This is a genomic window from Butyrivibrio proteoclasticus P6B7 (genome assembly GCF_000622085.1).
Taxonomy (GTDB): domain Bacteria; phylum Bacillota; class Clostridia; order Lachnospirales; family Lachnospiraceae; genus Butyrivibrio; species Butyrivibrio proteoclasticus_A.
This window is the reverse complement of record NZ_KK211398.1, coordinates 24894-50935: the sequence shown is the minus strand read 5'-3', so window position 1 is coordinate 50935 and position 26042 is coordinate 24894. Positions and strand designations below refer to the sequence as shown.

19 protein-coding genes and 1 pseudogene are annotated in these 26042 nt (G+C 43.2%); 1 reads left to right on the top strand and 19 read right to left on the bottom strand.

Going from position 1 to position 26042, the window contains the following annotated elements:
- The 17 genes and pseudogenes from T541_RS22225 to T541_RS0118180 all read right to left on the bottom strand — a co-directional run.
- Positions 1-110, bottom strand: a pseudogene (locus tag T541_RS22225) (DUF523 domain-containing protein); the annotation flags it as partial.
- A gap of 475 nt (positions 111-585) precedes the next feature.
- Positions 586-993 (bottom strand): iron chaperone, encoded by a 408-nt coding sequence (locus T541_RS0118255; RefSeq protein ID WP_022762558.1) that lies wholly within the window; start codon positions 991-993, stop codon positions 586-588.
- A 67-nt stretch (positions 994-1060) separates the two neighbouring features.
- Positions 1061-1582, bottom strand: a complete 522-nt coding sequence (locus T541_RS0118250; RefSeq protein WP_022760379.1) for a DUF4256 domain-containing protein — start codon at positions 1580-1582, stop codon at positions 1061-1063.
- Positions 1583-1639: 57 nt separating this feature from the next.
- On the bottom strand, positions 1640-2527 hold the full coding sequence (locus T541_RS0118245; protein WP_026654005.1) for an alpha/beta fold hydrolase: 888 nt from the start codon (positions 2525-2527) through the stop codon (positions 1640-1642).
- Between the two features lie 18 nt (positions 2528-2545).
- Positions 2546-3328 carry a PhzF family phenazine biosynthesis protein gene (locus tag T541_RS0118240; protein WP_026654004.1) on the bottom strand — a complete coding sequence of 261 codons (783 nt, stop codon included), beginning with the start codon at positions 3326-3328 and terminating at the stop codon, positions 2546-2548.
- Positions 3329-3367: 39 nt separating this feature from the next.
- Positions 3368-3862 carry a hypothetical protein gene (locus T541_RS0118235; protein ID WP_026654003.1) on the bottom strand — a complete coding sequence of 165 codons (495 nt, stop codon included), beginning with the start codon at positions 3860-3862 and terminating at the stop codon, positions 3368-3370.
- Between the two features lie 75 nt (positions 3863-3937).
- Positions 3938-5311 carry a diguanylate cyclase domain-containing protein gene (locus T541_RS20990; RefSeq protein ID WP_026654002.1) on the bottom strand — a complete coding sequence of 458 codons (1374 nt, stop codon included), beginning with the start codon at positions 5309-5311 and terminating at the stop codon, positions 3938-3940.
- A 58-nt stretch (positions 5312-5369) separates the two neighbouring features.
- Entirely contained in the window at positions 5370-7595 is a 2226-nt protein-coding gene (locus T541_RS0118225; protein ID WP_026654000.1) for an EAL domain-containing protein, read from the bottom strand.
- Between the two features lie 218 nt (positions 7596-7813).
- Positions 7814-8452: a beta-phosphoglucomutase gene (pgmB, locus tag T541_RS0118220; protein ID WP_026653999.1), complete on the bottom strand. Its 639-nt coding sequence runs from the start codon at positions 8450-8452 to the stop codon at positions 7814-7816.
- A gap of 11 nt (positions 8453-8463) precedes the next feature.
- Complete coding sequence (locus T541_RS0118215) at positions 8464-9966, bottom strand: family 43 glycosylhydrolase (protein ID WP_242840807.1); 1503 nt, start codon at positions 9964-9966, stop codon at positions 8464-8466.
- Positions 9966-12731, bottom strand: a complete 2766-nt coding sequence (locus T541_RS0118210; RefSeq protein ID WP_026653997.1) for an alpha-L-rhamnosidase — start codon at positions 12729-12731, stop codon at positions 9966-9968. The genes T541_RS0118215 and T541_RS0118210 overlap by 1 nt, the downstream gene beginning before the upstream one ends.
- 67 nt (positions 12732-12798) lie before the next feature.
- Positions 12799-13032, bottom strand: coding sequence for a poly(A) polymerase (locus T541_RS0118205; RefSeq protein ID WP_022766031.1), 234 nt, complete (start codon positions 13030-13032; stop codon positions 12799-12801).
- A gap of 18 nt (positions 13033-13050) precedes the next feature.
- Positions 13051-14748 carry a glycoside hydrolase family 3 N-terminal domain-containing protein gene (locus T541_RS0118200; protein WP_026653996.1) on the bottom strand — a complete coding sequence of 566 codons (1698 nt, stop codon included), beginning with the start codon at positions 14746-14748 and terminating at the stop codon, positions 13051-13053.
- Positions 14749-14761: 13 nt separating this feature from the next.
- Entirely contained in the window at positions 14762-15775 is a 1014-nt protein-coding gene (locus tag T541_RS0118195; protein WP_026653994.1) for an ABC transporter permease, read from the bottom strand.
- An 83-nt stretch (positions 15776-15858) separates the two neighbouring features.
- Entirely contained in the window at positions 15859-17076 is a 1218-nt protein-coding gene (locus tag T541_RS0118190) for a hypothetical protein (protein ID WP_026653993.1), read from the bottom strand.
- A gap of 46 nt (positions 17077-17122) precedes the next feature.
- Positions 17123-18088, bottom strand: coding sequence for an ABC transporter permease (locus T541_RS0118185; RefSeq protein WP_026653992.1), 966 nt, complete (start codon positions 18086-18088; stop codon positions 17123-17125).
- A gap of 15 nt (positions 18089-18103) precedes the next feature.
- Positions 18104-19609, bottom strand: a complete 1506-nt coding sequence (locus T541_RS0118180) for a sugar ABC transporter ATP-binding protein (protein WP_034468000.1) — start codon at positions 19607-19609, stop codon at positions 18104-18106.
- Between the two features lie 260 nt (positions 19610-19869).
- On the opposite strand from T541_RS0118180, the gene T541_RS0118175 reads away from it, so the two are divergent.
- The gene (locus tag T541_RS0118175) at positions 19870-22368 is read left to right on the top strand and encodes a GH39 family glycosyl hydrolase (RefSeq protein WP_026653990.1); all 2499 of its coding nucleotides are present in this window, start codon (positions 19870-19872) and stop codon (positions 22366-22368) included.
- A 35-nt stretch (positions 22369-22403) separates the two neighbouring features.
- Here the strand turns inward: T541_RS0118175 and T541_RS0118170 are convergent, their stop codons facing one another.
- On the bottom strand, positions 22404-23765 hold the full coding sequence (locus T541_RS0118170; RefSeq protein WP_026653989.1) for a GH1 family beta-glucosidase: 1362 nt from the start codon (positions 23763-23765) through the stop codon (positions 22404-22406).
- Positions 23766-23776: 11 nt separating this feature from the next.
- Positions 23777-26023: a glycoside hydrolase family 2 protein gene (locus tag T541_RS0118165; protein ID WP_026653988.1), complete on the bottom strand. Its 2247-nt coding sequence runs from the start codon at positions 26021-26023 to the stop codon at positions 23777-23779.
- Positions 26024-26042 lie beyond the last annotated feature (19 nt).

Here is a 26042-nt window from a genome sequence, read left to right as displayed (position 1 = left end):
GGGATGACCTCATGCCCTTTTATGTACTCCGCAACTTTTTCACTGTAATTGTTGCCACCATTATATTTGCAATTCTGCCCCAACAAGCAGGCACTAACCATTATTTTCATCTGTTAGCTCCAAGGCTCATATTGTCTGACTCTAGTCCAAAATTGGCTCTTTTTTCAAAATACTTATCTTCTACTATATCTGTTTTTATAATCGTGGTAAATATTTTTTCTCACTCATGATTTTTCTCCCATATTTACGACTGTTTTATCTCAAATCGGAGAAATATTCAATTTCGAATCGGAAGAATATTAGGTTTTGAATCGGAGAAAAAATAGATTTTGAATCGGAAGAATATTAAGATTTAAATCGGAGGAATATTAGTCAAAAACAAACTTCAAGTTCGAAAGTCAGACTACTGAAACACCTCGCACAAGATGCATATTACCCCGGAATAACTATTTTGCTAATTACTTTAGACTCTCTCTTACTGGCTTATTGGAAATCATAATATCTATGCAATGCTTATGCGGTATTCCACCGCTATAGCAATCATAAATCACTTCATCCATCTGAGATATTACCCAACTTTACACCTTATTTGGAATAGTTCTCAAAGCACCATTTTGCGATCCTTATGATCAGTGCTTCCGGTAAAGGCTGATCATAGGGGATCCGTATCGTGCCCTTGCTTACGTCATAATCAGAGAGTTCCTCCGTAAATACAGCTGTAGCCTCATCACCGGGATAAATGCCCAGATGTTTCTTTGATGCTGCGAAATGAATGATATTACGACCTTTCCAGTAAGTGGGCATCGACCAGGAGATCCGTTCCTCCGCGTCCGGCAGTGCATCACGAAGGATCTCCCGGATCTCCATTAATCTGGGCTTATATTTCTCATCCTGGGCAGCAATGTATTCATCAATATTCTGCGGTTTCACACAGTAATGGTCCTGGTTTTGTCTGCTGAACTCTCTGCCGCATTTCGGACATTTCCATGCCATGGCTTCACCTCTTCAAATCTCGAGTTATCGTTCTGATTTATTCTGAAATTTAATCACAAATTTGAATTTATATAAGCGTATAACCTCTGAACCCGCGCACGGAATAGTACGAATCCGCCCCGTTATGGAATGTGAAAACCCTTCCGTAACGTCGTTCGCAGAACAATGCACCGCCCTTGTCGCGAATATCATCCGGCGTAGTGATCCAACTTGACGTTTTCAAATCAAATTCCCCGAGACTTTGCAGTCGGCGATAGAGTTCCTCCGTCATGATCAAAACGCCGATTTCTTTTGCTTTCCATTCGGCGCTGCCTGACGGCGGGTTTTTAGCACGCCCCTGTAATGCCTTTTCGTCATAGCACAGGCTTCTGCGCCCAGAAGGGGACTCCTTTGCGCAGTCGCAGAAAATTAGCTTTCCCGTCTTTTCGTCATAGCCGATGGTATCCGGTTCTCCGCCGCTCTCCTCCATCCTTCTCAAAACATCCATGGAGCCCTGATGCTCAAGCAAACGTTTCTCCACGTCAAGCCAACTCAGTTCCATATGAAGATTCTTATTATCCTGAAACCTCGCTTTTAATATTTCTAACATAGTTTCCCCCTCCAATCTCCGATTTGTCATTGTCTATAATACTGGAAGATATTCTCGTTAAGTATTCTCAAAGAACTCTATTGTTCGTTTACATACATCAACCATAGTTTCATCTGATGGCAGATGTTTACTGTCTATTTCAACCATCGTGACCGGTCCTGCAAAGATTTTCCCTGCCTTGTTGAATACTCTGCCTGCCGGAAAAAAGATATCCTTTTCCGACGCAATTATCAGAAGCGGAGCTTTAAACGATATCATTTCCCTCTTCTTATATTCCCTGGGCGGTCTCATCTCCATCTTGTATGAGGACATCATAATGTCGAAGAATTCTCTCCATATCGAATCCCCTTTTCCACCCATAGACTCAATCACTGCATCAAGTGTTTTCCCGGAAGGACTAAAATAGTATTTCATAAACGGAACGACCATCTTGCCCAGCATAGGCAGGATCGAGCCATGTGCAATTCCTGACGGAACCAGAAGCAATGCACTTCTTACATTCTCCGGATACATCCTGGCAAATGAAAGAAACATAGCGGAACTGTAGGAAGATACAACAAAGGATATCCGATCTTCTTTGTAATGATCCAGTACTTCCTTGATCCACAGTCCGTACTCATCCTTCTTGCTGCTTATATTTCTGTATGGATCACTTTTCCCCGGCATACCGATCACATCCGGTGCAATGATACAGTATTCTTGAAGCAACGGAAGAAACAGTTTCAGATTCAACGTTGTGATCCCGTTTCCGCCATGTATTGTACATATCCTTGGCTTTTCAGGATCACCAACAAGAAGGCAATGGGTTTTGCCAAATGATGTATCAAAATAATCTTCCGAATATGGTACATCAAGAGATGCAAGGGTCTTATCGTAGAACTCATGCATCTTCTTCATGCCGTCTTCATTTTTATAAACGAACTTTCCGTTCTTTATATTGCCCATAATACGTTATCCTGAAAGCTAAAAAACAACAACGATATCCGAGATAGCAACCAATGTAGCCTCTCCGCTAATTCTTATCCTTCCATGCTCAAGGAGTTCACAATATAGATGCCCGCCTCTCTTCGATGCCTGATACGCATGAATCTCTGATTTTCCTAATTCTTTTGACCAGTAATCAGCTATCTGGCAATGCGCAGAACCGCACACGGGATCTTCCGGAACTAAGAGTTTGGGAAAGAAACTCCTCGATACGCAGTCTGTATCTTTTCCTTTTGCCGTAACATTCTGTCCACGCCCGGGCAGCCCTGCAAGTTTAGCCTGATCCGGCTTCATGTTCCGGATCTGCTCCTCAGATTCAAAAATACATACAAGATCTGGCCCCAGTATCGCCTTAACGGGCCTCACACCAAAAGCACTTTCCATTTCATCTGTCACCGGTATCTCCTGCTGTTCATATGTAGGAAAATCCATCTCATAAAGCCTGTCTTTTCTAACAATCGTCAGCTTTCCGCTGAGAGTATTAAATTCTATTACATCCTTATCCTGCTCAAAGTAATTGAATATCACAAAAGAAGATGCCAGAGTAGCATGACCGCATAGTTCAACTTCGGATCCGGGAGTAAACCATCTGAGATGATACCCCTGTTCCTCCTTGACAATAAACGCTGTCTCACTCAGATTATTTTCCATAGCCAACTTCATCATGAAGTCTTCTTTCGGCCATTTATCCATTACACAAACCGCCGCCGGATTTCCGGAAAACGGCTTGTCTGTAAAAGCATCAACAATATATTGCTTCATTACTTGCCTCCTTGATCGATAATGCCTGAATGAAAGATATTATCTTTTAACGGCAAAATTCATAATCCCGTTGATGGTATGAATCACAAAAAATGGAACCGCCGTTCCTGCCAACAGGTAATTTCTCTGCCAAAGTCCTAAAAACAAATAGTACAACGGAACAACGGCAAACTGAGTGATTATGATCAGCCATCCATACTGGTAACCCATATAGTACAGTATCCATCCAATAAAGTTGATCAGGATCATCAGAATCATAAGAAAAAGGAATATCTTTTCTTTTGTTGTTTCTTTCGGAATAAGTTTAACATCATCCCTTACAATTAACATCAGCAGAATCATAGACAAAATACCAAATATTCCCTGTACTGTCCCAATCCATTTGATCTCATTCGACATATTCATGATTGGATTTGATGCAGGTTTTATCAATGGCATAACGATATATGGAATCTCTTGTATCACAAATGCTGCTATACCTATAAACGATATTCCCAAGTAATAGTTTTTGAACAAATGTAAAAACTTTATCATATTACCCGTCCTCATTAAATAGCCCGATTCATCACGAACCGGGCTCTTGTCATGTCTCTAACTTATGATTATCTTCTATCCATTATCTTTCCGTGTTTTTAAATATTTTTTGTTTTCATACATCCTTCTGTCTGCAGCTTCAAATACTTCAGCCACACTGGTCTCTTTATCATATTTGGCCATGCCACAGGCAATGATAAGCCCGCCGTTTGAAAGCGCTTCTTCATTATGCTGTGTAATCAAACCAACCAGCTCCTCGCTTCGAGCATAATCCTCATCCTGGGAAATAACCGCAAATTCATCTCCACCAACTCTGTAGACAGGGCTACGTTTAAATGTTTGACAGATTATCTCGCAGGCGTCACAAATACATTTATCCCCCGCTTCATGTCCTTCTGTATCATTAATCCTCTTCAGATCATTTACATCCAATACCACAATGGCGAACTCAGGCTGACGATGCTCCTGAATTCTCCCATTCATCAGATTCTCTCTTTCCTTATACGCATTTTTATTTTTTATGCCGGTAAGAGCATCTACTTCAGCCATATTCTGAACAAGTGCAAGTTTTTCAGTATATTCACGCTTAATACGCATGGCATCTGTCACATCCTGACACAGTCCTAATAGGCACTCCCTGCCTGTATCATCAGTAAATTTAAGCTTTGTAGTCTGGAACTGCCTAGGATTACCTGCAGCATCAGGAACATCTTCGTAGAAGATATATGGCTTGTCCATCGCAAGGGCTTTTTTATCATCCTCAATAAAATGAAGCGCGGTGTCTTCGTCAAAGATTTCTAAATCAGTCAGGCCCACAACTCCATCTGGAGTATCTTTATGAGCATAATTAGCAAATGACTGATTACATGCAAGATATTTCCCGGTATCCACATCTTTTGAAAATGTCATGGCAGGCATATTGGTTAAAAGATCTGAAACCGACTTCTTCAGACTCAGTATCTTTCTATTTGCATCAGCCTCTTTCCTAAGACGCTCATTCTCCTGTTGGAGTCTTCTATATTCACCTGATATATCCTCATTCTCATTCAATTCATCACCAACAAAGGCTCCTTGATCCGTGTACCAGACGAATGCAAGTCGTGTTCCATCTTCTTTATAGATATGTTTGCCGTAGGAATGAATTATTCTATACTCTCCATTCCTTTTTATTCTGTAGATCACATCATAGACGTCACCTTCTGTTACAAACCGGTAAACCGCATCATTTATAGAAGATATGTCATCCGGGTGTGCATCATGATACATATCGTTATCCATCAGATCATAGATTTCTTTTTTATCCATGCCTTTGTATCCGGACAGTTCAAAAAAGCCCTCAGACAGAACTATCGTAACCACTCTCTTATCTACAGACTGGTAAATTGCAAAGGGTATAGGACTGTTTTCTAAAAGTTTTAATTCCTCATCACTATATCTGTACTTTTCCATTAGAAATACCTCCCCACATAAGAAGCCATCGCTCCATCTATCATCTGCTTTCCATTACTTATGCTCGTTTATCGTAATCAAGCTCTTTATCAAATGCCTTTTCAAAATCCTCTACCGGCATTGGTTTGAAGAAATGATACCCTTGCATCTCCTGGCAACCTCTATCTTTTAAGAAATCAGCCTGAGCTTTGGTCTCTACTCCTTCTGCAATCAGCTTCATTCCTAGTAGCTCTACCAATTTGATCACCTGCGTGATTATGATACGGCTCTTTTCCATATCTCCAGCTCCAGTAAGAAAATGGAGATCCATTTTAATACGATCAACAGGAACTTCTTTGAGCATATGCAGTGATGAGTATCCGCTTCCAAAATCATCCATTTCTACCTGGAAGCCATATTCACGAAGTTCAGAAGTTGTTTTAATCAGGAAAGCTGGGCTTTCAACATATGCCGTTTCTGTTATCTCAATCCTTAGCTGTTCCGGATCAAGATCATATTTCTTTATAAGTTCATAAAAAATACCTGGAATACTCCTGTCTTCTCTTATGTCTGAACGAGAGAGGTTTACTGAAACAGAACGGCGTTTTCCTTCCTCATTCCAACGATGAAGATCCTGGCAGACCTTATCCCATATGTAACTATCCAGATCAAAGATCATTCCTGTTTCTTCTAATACAGGGATAAACACTCCCGGAGAAATCCATCCAAGCTTTGTATGCTTCCAGCGACATAAAGCTTCTGCACCACTTATCGTGCCAGAGCTATAATCCACCTGAGGCTGATACCATACCTGTATTTCATCTGACTGGAGAGCTGCTGAAAGATGACCACTTATATCAATGATCTGCTTCCCCTTCTCCCACTGTTCAGGGTTGTAGAATTCATATCCTGTCTTTAATGTTTCCCTTACTTTCTTCTCAGCCATTCTGGCATAATCAAGCATTCGATCCACATCAATGTTTTTGTGGTCTTCCGGAGTAATCGCATAAACACCGGTACAGATCTGAAGCTGGATCTCTTTTCCTCTATCTATAAAGTAATTTCTGAGAGGCTCAAATACTTCTTTTTCATCGCGGCCCATCTGCTCCGCATCAGTATATTTCCGAAGCACTGCAAATCTGTCTCCGGTAATTCTTCCCATTGTTTCCTCATCAGATAAAGTTGCAGTTGACCTTTCAGCCCAAAAGCGCAAAAGATCATCTCCGGTCTCCCTCCCCATGCTTTCATTAATAAACTTGAAGTTCTTGATATTGCTAAAGGAAAGAAGGTACTGATTCTCCGGGTGCGTAATGAGCAGTTCCTCGACACGCTTTTTAAAGCCCTCCAGATTCAGCATTCCTGTAAGTGGATCTTTCTCTGTTAGCTCACGTATCTTTTCTTCCTGCTTTCTACGTATAGCCCTCTGCCTGTGAACAATACCTATAATTAATAAGATGAAGAAGATTGTTCCAGGCACCAGAAGATATCTATATTCAAAAACATAATCCCAAAAGTCATTTTGATACAGGCGTCTTGAAGTATAGTCCAGGATAATCGCCTGCTTCCGTGTATCTGTCAGCTTTTCAATGCCCCCATTAAGCCTGTCAACAATAAGTCTTCCTTCAGGTGTATCGAGTGTCCCTGCACGAAGGTCCATGGAAAACATGGTGGCAGGCTGAACTTTCAGATCCGAATATGAAGGCTTCTGTAAAACATAGCTCCACACATAGGAATTATGCATCAATGCATCTACTTCGCCTGATCTAAGTGCCTTGACACACTCAGGCATCGTATCATAAAGTGTAATCTCTATTCCCGGATAAAGCTGCTTAACTGTTTCTGCTCCTCCAGCAAGGGAACTGAGCATTCCAATATGGCTTTCATGTAATACAGGGAGTTTTTTATCTCCCTTTGTAACCATAGTAAATGGCGTCTGAATAAGATTCTCCGTTACAATAGTCTCTTTTCCGGACGAACTCTTGATTGCACTGCCAAAGGGCATAATGATGTCATATTCAGGATTATCCAAGGCATCTTTATTTGTTTTTTCTGTGATAACCTTAAAAGACGCACTATACCCAGCTTCTTCTGCAGCAGCGCGCATAAGATCAACACCTATCCCCACTGTCTCTTTTGTCTCAGGATCCAAATAAAATACAGGGCATCTGTCAGCAGGAACTCCTATGACAATACTGTCTGCATCATTGTTTCCCGTATCAGCTGAAGCTGTAGTTCCCAAAAAAGCCAGCACGAATAAGCATATTAAAAAGATTGAATAGCGTTTTATATTCTGCATTACTTTCATGCAGCGCACCATCCCTCAATGATTTCAGAAATAAAAATGCATGGAGACAGAATTTGTCCCCATGTACGTACATTATATCATTATTATGGTGCAAAAATATGCGGTTTATAGCATTTTTATAAATACAATTATACTAATTGTTTACTTCCCACAGTAAATCTTTATTGCCTGATTCTCTGTAATGACAATCATAAAGCAGCCAAAGAGAAGCTTTACAATTAAACAAACTTTAAGATGTCCTTAAAAGACTCAAGGTGATAAGTCGCCTTATCATAGCTTGCTGCACTTCCGATACCTGCGCCGTCAAAGCCTCCTGCAATAGCAGCATCTATGCCGGCTTCTGCATCCTCGATAACAAGGCAGTCCTTTGGCTCCTCGAGCACAAACTCGGCAGCTTTTAAGAACACTTCCGGATCGGGCTTGGATCTTGTGATATTGGTGCCATCACTTATGGCGTCAAAGAAACCTTCCAGCCCGATCTGTTTTAATATGAACTTGGTATTTTTGCTTGATGATCCGATGGCAAGCTTAAGTCCCTTATCCCTAAGGGCATTTAAAGTCTCTCTGACCTCATCCGAAAGGTCTGCAGGAGACATTTTCTCAAGACTCTTTCTATAGATATCATTCTTCTTGGTCGCGAGTCTTTCCTTCTCTTCGTCTGAAAGCGCAGGACCTGTGTATTTCTCAAGAATTATCTCAAGAGAATCCATTCTGCTGACGCCCCTTAGCCTCTCATTGATAGTCCTGTCAAAGGGAATATTCAGCTCATCTGCCAGCTCCTTCCAGGCAAGATAATGATATTCATCGGTAAAACAGATTACTCCGTCCAGATCAAAAATTACAGTCTTATAATTCATAGGGGCTCCTTTCATTTCTCAAATGCGAAACTCTTAAAATCAATCTTTCCTTCGCCGGCAAATTTAAAGAACAGACCATGGATTCCATCCGGGATATTTGCCTCAGTCTCATAACATACAAATCCCTCATCTGCTTTCGCAAAAGAGATCTCGCCAACCGGCTGAGCTTCCTCAGAATCCAGTAATACTTCCAGCCTGCCTTCCCCGTAACTCTTTGCCTCTATCGAAATCTTGTTAACACCTTTGCAGTCAAAGTACTTAAATCCTGCCACAACGCCATCAAAGACATTGGCAATATATTGCTCAGACTCCTCTTCTCTCTCCGCAGTATTCTGGAAAATATAAGGCTGAGAGTCCTTAAGAGACTGTCCGTAAACAATCTTTTTGTCATTCTCTTTGCACATAAGATTACATGCAATGGCTGCCGAATAGGTTCCCTCTCCTGCAAGTGGTCCTCCGTTCAGACCACAGCTTGTGATCTCGACCTGGTCGATCCTGCCATTGGGAGCAATCTTTATCTCCTCAGCACAGCCCTGTCTTGAGCTCTCTGTGCCGTGAGTCTGTCTGTGATAGAATATATACCATTTGTTATTTATTTCGATTATGCTTCCGTGGTTGTTACCCATCATGGCTCTGGGCTTTACATTTCCCTTATATCCGATGTCTCCGTTGGATATGATCACTCCGCTGTAGGTAAACCCTTTATCCGGGTAGTCAGATGTCGCATAGCACAGCTCGTGGCTAACCGAGCTTGAATAGATAAAGTAATACTTATCGCCTATCTTGCGCATGGAAGAGGCCTCAAAGAAGCCGTGTCCCTCATATCCTGTGCCCTCTGCGATCTTCTCGCCGGGAACCATCAGATGGGGTTCTCCCTTAACCGTGAGCATATCCTTATCAAGCTCTACAACAAAGGCTCCGTCAGAGAACTTGGTATTAGCGATAGCCTGAAGCTGCGCCTGTGCTTCTTCCCTGCTCATTCCCATTTCAAGGAATGTTTCGAGCGGAGGCGCAGGAAGTGGCTTAGCCGGGCTGAATCCGTAGTATAAAAAGACTCTTCCGTCATCATCTACCAGTACTCCGGGATCAAATGGGAAGTTCTCCTGAAGCTCTTTTCCTCCCATCACATCCTCCGGATACTTAACATGTCCGTAGAAGGTAAAAGGTCCTGCAGGTGAATCACTGACTGCCACGCCAAATTCCGGATTAAAAGAGAAGCAGTAATACATGTAATATCTGCCATCCGGACCTTTTACCACGTCCGGAGCCCACAGATCCATCCTGTTATCTGCATTTGAAGGATCCTGGGTTCTCTTATAGATGACGCCCTCATATCTCCAGTCAGTAAGGTCATCTGCCGGTGCTGACCAGGTCACATAGTCTCCCATGCAGTACTTCTCTCCGCCTGCAAAATCATGAGATCCATAGATATATACTCTTCCATCAAATACCCTTGGTTCTCCGTCAGGAATATATTCATATAGCGGTAAATAGGGGTTAAAAACCTGTCTCATTATTTCCACTCCTTTTTAAGTGCAAGCAGTTTCTCTGCCGCTGCCATTACCATTGGCGGGTTAAAGCCCATAAAGAACATGGTCTGCAGCTCATTTAATGTAAGTCCAAGGCTCTCTACGTCCTTGCTTTCTATAAGCTTATATGCAAGGGGAAGATCAGCTTTTATTATGTCGAGAGCTCTTTTATCCTCGGCAAATTCCTCAAGCCTTGTGTCCATGGTATACATGAGCCTGTAATCTCTGGCGGGCTTATAGGTCTTTTCAAACACTCCTGCCTCCAGCTGTATCTCCTCGCCGTTTGTTCCGGGCAGTCTGTAAACCGCAGAACATCCGAAAGGAACTTCGGATCTTACAGTGATCGTGCCGTCATCGTTTATCTTCCAGCAGGATGAATACTTACCGCTTACAGAGTTGTACTCAAAGTTCACATACTGAAGCTTGGAACTGAGCTGAGGAGCAATATATGCGCTCTTAAATCCTGCGGAATTAGGCTGGATTCCGGCGATAAAACGGTAAACATATTCCATTACAGAGCCATAAGAGTAGTGGTTGAGCGAATTCATATTGGTTCCGCTGATGGTTCCGTCATCAAGGATTGAGTTCCATCTCTCCCAGATCGTTGTCGCTCCGAGGTTGATGCAGTGCATCCATCCGGGGAAGCCTTCCTGGAACAGGATGTAGTAGGCAATATCCTCCATACCGTTCTCAGCAAGCACCTGACACATCATAGTGGCTCCTACAAAGCCGCCTTTAATCTTGTAGCAGTCCTTTTTGAGCCTGAGTTTAAGGCCGTCAATAATCTTGTCTTTGCTGATAAATATCTTGTATTTGAGGCAGATAAGGTACGCTGTCTGTGTATCGATGGCAAGCCTTCCACTGGGTGAGAAATACTCGTTTAAGATAGCGGTATTTACCTTCTCTGCGCGCTTAGCATATCTTATGCTGTCATCGACATAGCCAAGGATTCTGGCTGCACTTCCTGCCTTTATCAGTGATTCATAGTAGTAGACGGATGCTACAAAATAGTCATCTGTGCCGCCCTTCATACTCTGAGGGCTGATTCCGTCCTGAGCAAGCCAGTCTCCGAAGTGGAAGCCAAAGTTCCAAAGGCCGGTATCACCGTGCTCTTCGTCCTCATGAATGACATGATCTACCCAGTCCTTCATCAGAGGATAGTTGGCCCTAAGCTCATCCTCATCTCCGTAGTACTCATACAGAGCCATTGGCAGGAATGTGGCAACATCGCCCCATACGCTGCTTCCGCCTGGAGCCTTGCTGATATTTGGAATAAAGTTTGCAACAATTCCATCGTGATCCATCTGATCCAGATGAAGATCGTATAAGAACTTTCTATAGAAAGCCCTTGTGTCCATGTTAAAGCATGCAGTAGGTGCAAAAACCTGTGCATCACCGGTCCATCCAAGACGTTCATCTCTCTGAGGACAGTCTGTTGGCATATCAAGGAAGTTGGACTTCTGTCCCCACAAGCAATTGCTTGCAAGTCTGTTCAGCTTGGCATCTGAAGTATCTAAAGACACTGTGGTTTCAAGATCTGAATAGACTACGTTTCCGGTGAAATCTTCTGCGCTCAGCTCACCTTCCCAGCCTGTTACTCTCACATATCTGAATCCATAATAAGTAAAGTGAGGGCGAACATCCTCATCTGAACCATCTGAAACATAGGTGAACTGTGCCTTGGCAGATCTGTAGTTGGCATTGTAGAAATTGCCCTCCTGAAGGACTTCACCAAAATCAAGAACAACCCTGGTTCCGCTTGGAAGCTTTGATTTAAAGGATACATATCCCGTGAAATTCTGGCCAAAATCCAGCACCTTCTCACCTGCAGGGGTATCAATGATCTCTTTTACAGGAAGAGTCTCTTTTACCACAACAGGCAGACTGTATCTCTCTACAAGCCTTGCCACTGTATCTTTGTTGTCCTTCCATACAGTCACAGGCTTGCACTCGTTCTTCTTGTCCTTCCAATATAGGCGGTTATACTCCTCACCGTCGTAGATATCGCTGGAAACAATATCGCTTCCGCAATATTTGAAACTCTCGTCTGTCATGACAGTGAGCTTGCCATTTACATAAACTTCCGCAATGACGCCAAATTTATTGCCATAGTATGAAACATCGCCATCATAGCCAAGACGGCCTTTATACCAGCCGTTTCCGCAGATGATAGAGAGCTTGTTATCAGCCTTCAGAAGGTCCGTGATATCGTAGGTCTGATACTGAATGCCCTTGTTATAGTCATTACAGAATGGTGCAAGGTAGTCGTCGCCGATCTTAACGCCGTTTAAATAAGCCTCGTACAGACCAAGTCCTGTCACGTAAATACGGCCATTAGCAATCTCTTTTACCCCATCAAGGGAAAATTCTCTTACAAAACATGGATGGAAAGAAGGTTCCTCATTCGTTCCGATGAACTTAGCCTTCCACTTCTCAGTCATCTTGCCCGTTTCAAAAAAGCATACATCGCTCTTGGCAGTATTATTCTCATCGTCAGTAACCTCAACATAGAAGTAATACCTGGTTCTTGGCTTTAAATCTATATCAATATTCTCTCCGATCCAGTCAAGATCGTGGTCTTCCTTACTCCAGAGAATCTCTGAGAAATCCTCTCTTTCGCTCACAACGATCTTAGAGCGCACCTGGTATTTGCCTGTTGTCTCGGCCACCTTCCAGCTGCACTTTATCTTCGGGTAGGAGAACCCTATCGGATTTTCAATTCCATTTATCTTTACATCAACGATTTTCATACTAGTTTTCCCTTTATCAAATATGAGAATTAGCCCGGACATGAATTTCTCATATCCAGGCTACAAATTACTTAAATAAGAATTTTGCGATCCTCTCCATATCCTCAGGCTGATGCGCGAACACTTCAACATTGGGGATCTCAGCAATCTGAGGGAATACGCTGGATAATGCTATGATCTGGCAAAGCTTGGACTTAAGATTAAGTCTGTCGCCCTCAGGTGTGACAAGTTCAACCTCTCCCTTACACTGTTCTACCACCTCTAAAAAGCCTTCAAAATCCGATAATTTGTCGATTACCATATTTGTCTACCTCCAAAGTTAATATGCCAGGTACTCTTTTCCGCAGAACGGATCCACAGGACTTACACCCTTAAATTCGCTTCTGCCAAGGATCTTTTCTACCACTGACTCGATCACGTAATCATGGTTTGAATATGCGTTGATATATGTTTTGATCATAGGCACATCCAGAAGATGATACGGAATCTGCAGTGAAATAAACATTGTTGGAACAACCTCCACAAACCACGGAATATTGTTGCCTGCTCCGAAGATTGTGTGCCAGTTAAGTCTTGCTGTGGTCTTATTTGAAGCATTCTCCACATTTCCGAGATAGATAACAAGGTCATACTTGTTCCTGAACTCGGTAACTGACTCAAACTTGATAGGCTTGTTGAAATCAAATTCCTCTTTTACATAGGGGATCATCTCAAAGCCTTCAGCTTCCATGAGCTTTACGAAGGTCTCTTCTACTCTCTTCTCGGAAGCGCATCCGCCCATGATCTCATACAGTACTCTCTTGTGCTTTTTAGGAGATATAGGTAAAAGAGCTTGTGTATCCTTTACCAGTGTCACCGACTTATCAGCACACTCTTTTGCCCAGGCAACGTGCTCATCGCTGCCGATAACAGGCAGATTCTTTTTGTCAGGTACAAGAGTTCCATTAGCTCTTTTCTCATGGAGCCTCAGCGCTGCCTTCATGGCAAGAATACGCGTAAGTGCTTCATCCAAACGTTTCTCAGAGAGAATTCCCTCCTCGTAGCCCTTCTTCATAAACTGAATGTCTTCGTCATAATCCTTGTTGAAAAGGATCATGTCACAACCTGCTTCAATGCAGTACGGAACTGATTTTTCTCTATCCATTGCGCAGAGGAAGCCAACCATAGGGGTAGCATCCGTGATTATCATTCCGTTAAATCCAAGCTGATCTCTGAGTAGATTCTGTAAAAGCTCAGGGGAGAGTGAAGCCGGTATAAGCTTCTTGGGGAGGCCCGGGTTAAATTTCTTCTGATAAGAAGGAAGCGCGATATGCCCAACCATTACTGACAGAGCGCCTTCGTCGATAAGGGTTTTGTATACGTCGCCGTATGTCGCATCCCACTCCTCACAACTGAGACTGTTTACGCTGGTTAATATATGCTGATCAACTTCATCTACGCCGTCTCCGGGAAAGTGCTTGATGGCTACTGCTGAGCCGCACTCTTTTGCCCCTCTCATATACTCAAGTCCGAATTTCTTGACCTTCTCCGGGTCAGAGCCATAGGTTCTGACATTTGTTATGGGGCTGTGATAGTTATAATCGATATCCACTACAGGAGCGAATGCGTAGTTACACCCTACTGCCTGTCCTTCGCTGCAGCTAACCTTTGCAAGTCTGTATGCCTGCTCGGGGTCACCTGTTGCTGCAACCTGCATCTGCTTTCCGAATGATGTTCCCTCGAGTACGATTCCGTCTCCGCCTGCCTCAAGATTTGCTGCAAGAAGCATCGGAACCTTGCTGTTTGTCTGAAGATATGAATATGCATCAAATAGCTCTTCAGTTTTGCCGGTTCTGAACATAAGTCCGCCGGGATTCTTGGAGAGTATCTCATACTGCAGATACTGCTCATTTGGGGAATATCCGATTGGGAAAAAGAGCTGTCCGAGCTTTTCATCTAATGTAAGAGAAGCCTTGGTCTCTTCAACCCACTTAATATCTTCATCTGATAAATAAAATGGCTTTGCCTTTAAATCCATTGAAATAACCTCTTTATGCTTTTGCCTTTCCGGCTTTCATTCTGGCAAATAATGCCTGTATCTTATCTGTCTGAGCTGAGAATGAGTAGAATCCAAGTACGAAGATTCCGAGGATGATCTGTTGCCATCCGCCTGCTCCAAGGTTCAGACAGTTGAGTCCGTAGTTCATGATTTCCATACCGATTGCAGCGATCGCGATACCAACAACGTCACAGCTTGCTAGTCCAATGAAGGTTCCCATAAATACAGGAACGATGTAAGAGAACATGATTCCTGATGTGGCAAGTCCTGACTGAGGACCAACTTCATTCTGTGATACATAGATGATTGCTGCAAATCCAAGGATCATTCCTGAAAAAATGTATGTTGTGAATACATTCTTTTTCTCATTGATACCGATGTTTACACCGGCTCTCTGGTTGTTTGATAAGATCTTTCCCTTTCTTCCGGCTGCGGTAAAGTAGGTAAATACCACAAATGCAAGTATTGCGAGTCCTGCAGGAAGGAAGATTCCGGGAAGTCTTCCGAATACTGATGTCTCCACGGTGGAGTAAAATACTCTGATACCCTGTCCACCAAATACAAGGTATGTAAGTGACTCATAGAAAAGAGTCATACCGATCGTACAGATGATGATCGGAATGCGACCTAAGATGTACACGGTTGCTGTGAACATGCTTAAGACAACTGCCAGTACTACTGCAATAATAAGCGCAAGCCATGGGTTTCTGGTGTCATAACCAATGTGTCCTGCAACAATTGCTGTAAGGATCATGGTTGCTCCTCCGGAGAAATCAAATCTTCCGTTTTTGAGCTGGATCCATATTGCCAGAGCCACGCAGATTGTCATGGAAGCATTAAGAAATACCTGCTGCACCATATCTCCCGACAGGAAGATCAGCTTTCCATTGACATAACATTTTTCATTAGTACCGGTAATGATCAGCATCACCACAAACATCAATAATGGAAAAATGACAGATAACCCTATTTTTTTGAATATCTCTAAGCCTTTATTTGTATTCATATCGTTTCCTCATTACCAGGATGATGCCTGGGGGATAATAAATATCCCCCACATCATTACCATTTCATTAGTATTTCTTTTAATTACTTAAGTGAATCAACTGTAAGTGTTGAAATAGATTTCTTGAGCTGCTCGTAAGTAGCATCAGGATTAGCATAAGCTGTCATGTTGAGTACTTCTTCAGGTGTGAAGAGGGCATCAGAAGCATTTGCTGTGAAGTAAATATTCTTCTGGAATGCTGCCATATCCTCATCACTGTTCATGATGAACTGATCGCAGCTTACTCTCTCTGCATCTTCAGGCTGGTCCTTAAACTCTACGCCGTTGATCTTGTTTAAGAGAAGTACAAGTGGATATGTGATAGTCTCAACAGCTGTTACACAGTTCTGCTGATATGTCTGTGCTCCTGCTGAACCAAAGTTCTTCTCCTCACCACCGTCAAAACCTGTTGTGAAGAGCTTGATGTTCTTGTCGTTGCCTGTCTGAACCATTACAGGATATACGAAACCTGTACCTGCTGCGAAGCTCATGATTGCCTGAATACCTTCGTGTTTAGCAAAGTATGTGCTGTCCATAGGTGAGAATGCTAAAACGTCTGTCTCCTCATTCAAAGGATCGCATGTGATCTGAACGTCAGCTGTCTTGTTGTACTCGTCAACAGCTGCGATGAACTGCTGAGCTCCAAGTGTCTGCGCAGGGAAAGCCCATACAGGGAAGATAGCCAGTGAAACGTGTGTTATAGGAGCATCTGCGTTTCTCTCGTTGTACTCAAGAAGGCTGTCAAACATCTGCTGTCCTACTACTACGTTATCAGGAGCATAACCATCGATTACTGTTCCTACGAAATGATCGTTCTTAAATACAGCATCATAAGCCTGTGTGTAAGAAATATCGTAGTCGCAAAGGTATCCGCCGATATATACGTTAGCTGCCTCGCACTCCTGTACGATAGCTGCTGTACCGGAATCCATTGTGCAGATGATTCCGTCAACTCCTGAAGCGATGAGCTCCTGGATCTTTGTAAGGTTTACACCTTCGTCAGTCTGAGATAATACTGTGTACTTAAATTTGCAGTTTAATGTATCTGCCATGTTGTCGAGATAAGCCTTTGTTGCCTCTGTTGCAAGACCACTGTCCTGATAGAAAGCTACACCGATTGTGCAGTTCTTGCCTGCCTTTTCACTTGATGCAGCACCCTCTGTGCTAGCTGCTCCACTTCCGCTTGATCCGCAAGCCATAAGTGAAACTGACATTACGCCTGCAAGCATCATTGCTAAAAACTTCTTTACTGCGTTCTTCATAAATTCCTCCTTAAATTAAGTATTTTTCCTGCAAAAGCAGTAAAAATCATCTTGGTAACACCCCATTATTCTTGCGACATGTTATAAGAATAATGATTATGAAAATGATTGCCTTGACGAAATTGATGTAATTGAGCTCTACACCCATTGTCGTCAGATCATTTGTCAGCAACACATAAGTAAATGTACCGATCAGAGCACTTCTTACCTTTGAGACCATTCCTCCCGAAAGAGGCATTCCGCCCAGGATAAGGCAGATCATTACGTCCATTGCATATCCGCCGCCGGTTCCCTTTCCGGCTGTTCCGGTTCTCATCAGCATGATGAAGGATGCAATTGCTACGCACACACCAAAGGTCATATATGCTATTACCTTCCATCTGGTGGTGTTGATTCCGCTCTGAGCTGCAACCACTTCATTTGCTCCGATTGCCTTTGTATATTTTCCCAGCTTTGTGTAGTTGAAGAGGAATGTAACAACCAGTGCAACTAACACAATTGCTGCCAGAATGATCCAGTTATAAGCTGTTCTGCTTGAGGGCTTAATGCATGCCTCAATGGAAATTGTGTTATTTCCTGTGCTCTCCATAAGAAGGAGCTGTGCTCCTGTAAAGAAGAACATAAGGAACAGCGAAGTTACGATTGATGGAAGCTTGAGCCATACGGCAACTGCTCCGTTGAAGGCTCCGCACACCAGAGCGATGACCAGGATAACAACAAAACCAAGTACCACTCCTGCAATGCTTCCGCCCATTTTATTCGAGATAAGTATCATCAGGATGGAGTAAACACCTATCTGCTGTCCTATTGATACATCCATAAATCCCATGGAATAAACGAACACAGCTCCCAGGGATAAGATCGCATACGCTGATGCTGCCTGCAGTACTGTTCCTACGTTGTAGGAGAGGTTCTCTCTACTAAATATGAGAAACAGGATAAAAGTCGCTGCCAGACCGGCATACGCCGCGATATCATATACATGCTTTTTAAAAAACGCTTTTGAAAACATCTCTTTCCTCCTAGATCAGATCATGTATTCGATAATATCTGTCTCTGACAGATCCTTACTTCTTGTAAACTCTTTGCTGATGGCAAAATCTTTCATTACCACGATCTTGTCTGCCATACCGATGAGCTCTGCCATCTCCTCACTGATGAGGATTATTGCTTTGCCCTGTTTCTTCATCTCTGCGATCAGAGCGTACATAAACTGCTTAACACCGATATCTACGCCTCGTGTAGGACAGTCCATGATGATCACATCAGAACCCTTGGCAGTCCACTTTGCAAATGAAACCTTCTGTTTATTACCACCGCTCAAAGTGTTGACCCACTGATTACCGTCATTACATTTGATCCTGAAGGAATCAATCTCTTTATCCGATAAGTTCTTTTCATCGGAAGGTTTGATGAACAGCTTCTTTGCCAGGTCTTTCTCTGAAGGAAGTGTGATATTGTCCTGAATAGAACCCTCGAGAATAAGTGCCTCTGTATCTCTGTTCTTGGATATATATCCGATTCCTGCTGAGATGGCGTCATTACAGTTGTGTATCTTCTTACCTTCTCTTATGACCTCTCCGGATTCGGGCTTTTCAAGTCCGAATGCAAGTCTTCCGATCTCATGCATTCCGCAGCCGCTAAGTCCGCCAAATCCTATGATCTCGCCCTCGTGAACCTGGAGTGAAAAGTCCTTTATCTCTCCAAGTGTTACGTTTTTTAGTTCCAGCGCAACCTTATCGCCATGTGAAATGTCGTAATCTTCTCTGTAATAAGCATCTCCGATCTCACGGCCGACCATCATATATCTGATAACCTGTTCCGCATTGGGCATGTCCATCTCTTCTCTGTTAAGATGACCGATTATCTCGCCGTCTCTAAGGACTGTAAGGTCTGTACACTGCTCCAGGATCTCTTCCATATCATGGGAGATGAAGATTACTGACTTGCCGTTGTCCTTAAGCTTGTGGATCAGGTCGTATATGAGCTTTCTTCCTTCATGAGAGAGTGCTGTGGTTGTCTCATCGACAACAAAAACTTCTGTATCCTCAGAAACACATCTCACGATCTCAATAAGCTTTCTGTCCTCGAAGCCGTATTTGTTGATGCTGTCAGCAGCCTTGATGTGTTTGATATCGAAATCATCGAGCATCTTCTGAGCCGCAGCATTGAGCTTCTTCATATTTACTATTCCAAACCTGGAGAATTCATCGAAGCGTCCTGCGAAGATGTTTTCAGCAACCGTACAGTTAGGAATTGTATTTGCTTCCTGAAGTACCATGCTGATTCCGGCCTTCTGAGCTTCTACCATGCTGTCGGGATCCCAGGGCTGTCCTTTATAAAACGCTTCGCCGCTGGTAGCCTTCTGCATACCTGCAAGGATTGATGTTATGGTTGATTTACCGCTACCGTTCTCTCCGATAAGACCACGGATCTGACCGCGGTAAAACTTTACATCGACTCCCCTGAGCGCTTTAGTGATCCCAAAGTTCTTGGTCATGTTTTTTACTTCAATTATCAATTCCTGTTCCATAGGTTCCTCCATGTCATGGAATAATCACTTGTTCTCTTGATGAAACAATTATACAAATTACAGGGTACCCATCCCTAGGTCACCCCTTTCTAAAAACATGTACAATTTTTAAGAAAAAACTGTTTTTTAATTTTCAGGTCTCTTTTTGCCGATTCAACACATTAATTTTTGTACCTTTTTGCCTTTACCGAAAAAAACATTTGATATATCCTTAAATTAGGTGCAAATAACGTACATTTTTTCTTATATGAGGTTTTATCATGTATCTTGAAGAGCGTCACGAGATAATAGAGTTCCCGCCTAATATTCCCCTTAAAATCTTCATGCATAAACTGGGCTCTGTTGATAATCACTGGCACAGAAGCATAGAACTTTTGATGGTTTTAGACGGAGTTATAACCATTTCAATAGACAATACCGAATATGAACTATCCAGCGAGGATATCATTCTTATTAATAGCAATACCATTCATTCCCTAAGGTCTGAAAGCGCCGTTATGATCGCTATCCAGATAGATTTATCAAGAATGAACCAGTTTGATGCCAACCTCGATGAAATGGTATTTGACTGCAATACGACAACAACAGATGACTTATCCAAGTTTGATGGCTTAAAGTTCGCAATTGCCACCATGCTCAACGAGAATGCTCATAATTCATATGAATCCCAGTACAGAAACTATTCCCTGGCTTATTATCTTGTTGCTGAGCTTTTGGCAAATTTCAGTGTTCCGATCACAAATGCCATTAAAACCCAGCAGAAATACGCAGCAAGACTCACAAGACTGCTTAAATACATTGAAGACCATTACGCTGAGAACTTTTCCCTCAGTGATCTGGCTGCAGAGGAAGATCTGTCAGTTCCCTATTTATCTAATTTTTTCGACAAGAACATGGGCGTTAAGTTTTCGCAGTATTACACAACAGTCAAGCTGAACCATGCCCTTTCAGACCTGCTCTCAACCAATGATTCCATTGAGACCATCGCTGTCAGGAACGGTTTTACCGAATCTCATTCCTTTGTGCGCAGCTTTAAAAAACAGTACGGAACACTGCCAAGTACATACAGAAAGCAAAGGGGCCAGACTCCTGCGACCGCTGAAGCCAGCTCAACACTGAACTATCTGCAAATGGAGCCCAGTAATTATCTGCATCTTTTGACAAAGTATCTTGGAGATATCAAAGATCAGCCACACACCATCAGCACCAGGAACATCGTAAAGTCCGAGGAAGTGGTGGCTTCAGTCAGCAGCGGTGTAAGAACCTTAAAGCATACCTTTAAGAAATTTATTACCGTCGGAAGGGCAAAAGAGCTGTTAAACATGGACATTCAGAACATGCTCATAGACCTTCAAAATAACATTGGTTATGAATACATCAAGTTTCATGGCCTTCTTTCCGATGACATGATGGTCGTTTCAAGAATTAATGGCAAACTGACCTTCCACTACACTTTGGTTGATATGGCGCTTGATTTCCTTATTTCCATCGGTTTAAAGCCCCTTATACAGCTTTCTTTCATGCCAAGGGACCTCGCTGCCGATCCGAATAAGACTATTTTCTATTCGCCGATGATAACAAGCCCACCCAAACACATGTCAGAGTGGGAACAGTTCATCGACAACTTCACAAGGCATCTTTTGGAGCGCTATGGCACCAACACAGTCAGATCATGGCTCTTTTGCGTATGGAATGAACCTGTAACACCCAAGTCCATGTTCGGCTTTGGCGATGACCCACTGTTTATGCGCTTCTACGAAGCCACTTATCGCACAGTAAAAAGAGTTGACGACAAGCTTGTATTTGGATCCCCTTCAATTCTGTATATGGAAAACTTAGGAACTGACAAGTGGATCAAAGATTTCCTTGCATATACCAAAAAGAATAACTGTGAACCGGAGTTTTTGAATGTACACTACTATTCCGACATTATTCCTATCACAGCCAAGCAGAATGTAACTATCGGAAGCGTTTCTTTTTCCTTCCCGAAAAGAACTGACGATTTCTCGCTATGGATCGGAAGCATCAAAAAGATCTTTTCCTCAGCAGGATTCGGCTCGCTGCCAATATACATGACAGAGTGGAACTTCACCCTCTCCCACAGAAATCTTGCCAGTGACACCTGCTTTAAATCCTGCTATATACTTAAAAACCTCCTCAGGAACTACGACAGGCTCGATAGCTTCGGCTACTGGTCACTGACAGACCTTCTGGAAGAAAATGCTCTGCCGGATACTCTTTTCCACGGAGGACTTGGCATCTACACCACAAACGGCATAAGAAAGAGCGTATACTACAGCTTCTATTTTGCAAGCCTTCTGGGAGATGAACTCATAGCCGGAGGAGAAGGGTACTTTATCACAAGAAGCATAGATGCATACCAGATCATCACTTATAACTACGTGCACTACGGTAATCTGTTTGCTTCGGGTGAGCTGTTTGATATGACGGAAACCAACAGATACACGCCTTTTGACATGACAAACAGCCTCCAGTTCCAGATAAAGCTCACAGATCTTGAGGATGGCAACTATTGCATCAAAGAGCTCTTTGTAAATAGAGAATACGGAAGCGCTTATGACATCTGGCTTAAGATGGGTGCTGTTCCCTTGGATCCAAGCGATGTTGAGATAATAAAAGGCTACTGCGTTCCCGGAATGCACAAAGAATACAGGCTGATTGAAAGCGGAGTCTACGAATATTCGCCTGTTCTGGCTCCTCTCGAGATCCGATTCGCCGAGATCAAACGAATAAAGTAAAAAAAGCCCCTGTTCCAAGGAACAGGGGTGAATTTTTAATGTTTATGAAGGCTCTCGCCGTTTGTAGCAATCACTTCTTTATACCAGTAAGCAGAGTCCTTAAGGGTTCTCTCCATTGTCTCATAATCGACATAGATAAGGCCAAATCTCATCTTGTAGCCGTGGCACCACTCGAAATTATCCATGATTGACCAGTGCTGGTAGCCGATGACCTCGATGCCGTCATCAATTGCTCTCTCAAGCTCTAAGAGATATCTGTTTGTGAAATCTATTCTCTGGTAGTCATGAACCTTGCCATCAAGGGCCTTCCAGTCCATGCCGGCCATTCCGTTCTCGGTGATCATGATCGGCTTATGATATCTCTCATAGAAGAACTTGGGTGCGTAGTACAGAACTCTTGGCGTAACGCTCCAGCCCATCATTGTGTACGCGCTTCCCTGATACTCGTATGGTCCGTAGTTGTTTGGATCAAGCGGATATCTTACTGTTCCCTCATAGACGTTAAAGCCGTAGAAATCAAGGGGCTGAGCTATCTCATCCCACTCCTCTTTGGTAAGCTTTGGCAGCATGTCTCCAAAGGCTTCTTCTGAGCCTTCCGGGAAATGTCCTAAGAATATCGGATCTGCCCACCATGCATTTCCCATAAGGAAACCATACGGATCTATGGCAAAAGACAATTTCCTGCACTTCTCAACTTCATCAGGAGTGTCATCCTTTGGAACCCACACATTTCCTGTGGGAGCCATTCCGATTTTGGCCTCAAGCTTACTGTATTTCCTGATAACAGAAACGGCTCTTCCGTGAGATTTAAAGACATTTACCGAGATATCCAGCATGGTCTTAATATCATTGTTCTCAAAGGGTGCCATTGCACCGATCTGATAGCCAAGTCCCACAAACATCTGATACTCGTTGAAGGTCATCCAGTATTTAACCCTGTCGCCAAGGCACTTGACCACTACCTCTACATATTCAGCAAACCAGTCTGCAATCTCAGGGTTCTTCCAGCCACCTTTTTCATAGAGCGCCATGGGAAGATTCCAGTGGAAAAGAGTTACCATGGGCTCAATTCCGGCATTTTTAAGCTCATCCACAAGATCTGAGTAGAACTTAAGTCCCTTTTCGTTCACCTTTCCGATTCCCTCAGGCATAACCCTTGGCCAGCTTACGGAGAATCTGTAGCTCTTTAAGCCAATCTGCTTCATAAGAGCAATATCTTCCTTCATGTGATGGTAGTGATCACAGGAAACATCAGCATTCTCGCCAAATTCAATGCGTCCCTCTTCGTGCTCGAAATGGTCCCAGATTCCAAGTCCTTTGCCGTCATCTAAGTATCCACCTTCAATCTGGTGTGCTGCGGAAGCAGCTCCCCATAAAAAATCCTTTGAAAAACTCATTTTTCACCTCTTCATTTCTTAATCTTATTAAGCTCCTGCTCACAGGAAACAAGAAGCGACTCCGGTATGTTCAGGGCTTTTACAAAGCCAAGCAGTGCATTTACTGTTATCGGTGATGAAGGATCAAATCGTGGTCCCTCTGTTATAGGCTTCAGGTACTTGATAAACACTGCTTTAGCCTCATCATTTTCGAAAATATCGCAGATCTGGTCCTCAAAAGTGAAGCAGCTTGGATCCAGCTCGGTTTTATCCACTTTTTCCATGGTCACGGGATCAAGCCCCTCAAACCAGTTAATAGCGTTATCCGAGTCAGTCTTTTTCTCACAGATATAGGAAGGATCAGGCTCTTTTACCGAATTGACAGTGATCTGATCGCTAAGCTCTTCGCAATAAGCCACAATCTCATTTTCACCGGGCTTAATGGCTACATCCTTAAATACAGTCATTGCGCCCTCTACAGGCCTCTTATCTATATCAGTACCGTTAACCTTAAGCGAAAGCTCTTTTACATTGGAAATGACTGTAATATCCGTCATATCGCCGGGCCTGTTGACGTACCTCCTGCCTGCGATGTAAATGAACTGCTCTTTGGACCAGTGGGCTTTGTACAGATAATAAGCGTCCTTTTTGATCTTCCTGTCTATGGTCACAAGGCCTTTCTGATTCTTGCCCTTTTCTCCGCCTTCTGTTCTTCCGGCGCTGCCAAAATCGAACATGTTCCATACATATCCGCCTGCCATAAAACTGCGCTCTTCTACAGCATTTATGGCGTTCTCAGAAAATAACAGCTGATATTCTTCGCTGTAATCGTTGGCTTTTGGCTCTGTGCTGTGGAATCTTACGTTGGTATCAACTCCGTACTCCGTCAGTATAAGAGGTTTGTCCGGATTTGCAGAGTGTATACTGTCAAGCCTTGGCTGAAGATCCTCTATTTGTCCGTAATACCAGCCATAGTATAAGTTGTAGCCCAGAATATCCGTGGAATTAAGGATCGGTGAATCATCTTCGGTGCCATACTCATTGGCCTGTGCTATAAAGCGGCTCTCATCCAGCTCTCTTGCCTTTTTGCTGAGCCTGTCCACAAGGTCAAAGGTGTAGGGGTTCTTGGAAACCATGCAGACTTCGTTTTGCACGCCGTAGCAGTAAACGCAGGTGTGGTTTCTGACCTGATCTATAAGGAGCTCCAGGTGCTTCATAGCGTTTTCATCGGCCTCTGCCTTCTGCGGAACTGAGCTTATGACCGGTATCTCCGCCCAAACCAAAAGACCTGCTTCATCACACAGCTCATACCATCTGTCACAGTGCTGGTAATGAGAGCATCTCACGGAATTGGCACCCATTTCCATGATAAGTGCAAGATCTGTCTGCATCTCTTTTTCCGTAATGGCATTCCCAAGGCCACCGAAATCCTGATGCTTGGCTACACCGTGGAGCTTGTATGGCTTTCCGTTTAGCAAAAGACCTTTCTCCGGGGAATATTCGATTGTTCTAAAGCCCACAGGGATGGTCCTTCTGTCGCACAGATTGCCACTTTCGTCAAAGAGTTCAAAAACTGCGTCATATAAAAATGGACCATTGACTCCGTCCCACAGGCTCACTTCCGAAATGGTAGCGGTCAAATTAGTGTGACTGCCCTGAGTTTCTGCAGATGCGCAGGCCACTTCCTTACCGCTTTCTCTGTCGATGACTTTGAGCATACAGGTTGCATTCCCTGCATATCCGTTTTCTCTTTTGACAAAAACATCTGCAAAGAGCTCTCCATCATCCCCGCAAACCTTGGGATTTACATATATTCCGTCAAGCCCTTTACCTATCTCTTCAAAATGAAGATCATCATCAATTATGATGTTTACATCTCTGTATATTCCGCCGTAGAAAGAAAAATCGGCCATAGCGGGGTAAATTGTGTTATCTACTGCATTGCCGACTTCTATGTGGATTGTATTGCTGCCGATAGTCAGAAGCTTCGTAATATCTGCTCTGAACATTGAAAAGCCGCATCTAAGCTCATGGCAGAGCTTGTCGTTGACAAATACTCTGCTGCTAAGGGCCGCAGCACCAACTTCCAGGATTACAGTGCGCCTTAGATCCTCGCTCGTTACCTCCAGGTCTCTCTCATAAGTCGTAACTCCACGGAACATCTTTGAGCCGTCCTGACCGTCCACGGCGTTGTAACAATGAGGTATACTGACTGTTTCAGGGGCTTTTTCGCCTCTTTTAAAGGTCCAGTTATCATTTATCTTATATACGTTTCTCACAATTTCCTCCGGTCAAAAT

Bases quoted from the DNA above. Each gene is read 5' to 3' on its own strand.
- T541_RS0118245 (WP_026654005.1), bottom strand. From the start codon at position 2,527: ATGGGCAATATAAAGAACGGAAAGTTCGTTTATAAAAATGAAGACGGC.
- T541_RS0118240 (WP_026654004.1), bottom strand. From the start codon at position 3,328: ATGAAGCAATATATTGTTGATGCTTTTACAGACAAGCCGTTTTCCGGA.
- T541_RS0118175 (WP_026653990.1), top strand. From the start codon at position 19,870: ATGTATCTTGAAGAGCGTCACGAGATAATAGAGTTCCCGCCTAATATT.
- T541_RS0118215 (WP_242840807.1), bottom strand. From the start codon at position 9,966: ATGAGACAGGTTTTTAACCCCTATTTACCGCTATATGAATATATTCCT.
- T541_RS0118185 (WP_026653992.1), bottom strand. From the start codon at position 18,088: ATGTTTTCAAAAGCGTTTTTTAAAAAGCATGTATATGATATCGCGGCG.
- T541_RS0118250 (WP_022760379.1), bottom strand. From the start codon at position 1,582: ATGTTAGAAATATTAAAAGCGAGGTTTCAGGATAATAAGAATCTTCAT.
- T541_RS0118255 (WP_022762558.1), bottom strand. From the start codon at position 993: ATGGCATGGAAATGTCCGAAATGCGGCAGAGAGTTCAGCAGACAAAAC.
- T541_RS0118190 (WP_026653993.1), bottom strand. From the start codon at position 17,076: ATGAAGAACGCAGTAAAGAAGTTTTTAGCAATGATGCTTGCAGGCGTA.
- pgmB (WP_026653999.1), bottom strand. From the start codon at position 8,452: ATGAATTATAAGACTGTAATTTTTGATCTGGACGGAGTAATCTGTTTT.
- T541_RS0118205 (WP_022766031.1), bottom strand. From the start codon at position 13,032: ATGGTAATCGACAAATTATCGGATTTTGAAGGCTTTTTAGAGGTGGTA.
- T541_RS0118225 (WP_026654000.1), bottom strand. From the start codon at position 7,595: ATGAAAGTAATGCAGAATATAAAACGCTATTCAATCTTTTTAATATGC.
- T541_RS0118210 (WP_026653997.1), bottom strand. From the start codon at position 12,731: ATGAAAATCGTTGATGTAAAGATAAATGGAATTGAAAATCCGATAGGG.
- T541_RS0118200 (WP_026653996.1), bottom strand. From the start codon at position 14,748: ATGGATTTAAAGGCAAAGCCATTTTATTTATCAGATGAAGATATTAAG.
- T541_RS0118170 (WP_026653989.1), bottom strand. From the start codon at position 23,765: ATGAGTTTTTCAAAGGATTTTTTATGGGGAGCTGCTTCCGCAGCACAC.
- T541_RS0118195 (WP_026653994.1), bottom strand. From the start codon at position 15,775: ATGAATACAAATAAAGGCTTAGAGATATTCAAAAAAATAGGGTTATCT.
- T541_RS0118180 (WP_034468000.1), bottom strand. From the start codon at position 19,609: ATGGAACAGGAATTGATAATTGAAGTAAAAAACATGACCAAGAACTTT.
- T541_RS20990 (WP_026654002.1), bottom strand. From the start codon at position 5,311: ATGGAAAAGTACAGATATAGTGATGAGGAATTAAAACTTTTAGAAAAC.
- T541_RS0118235 (WP_026654003.1), bottom strand. From the start codon at position 3,862: ATGATAAAGTTTTTACATTTGTTCAAAAACTATTACTTGGGAATATCG.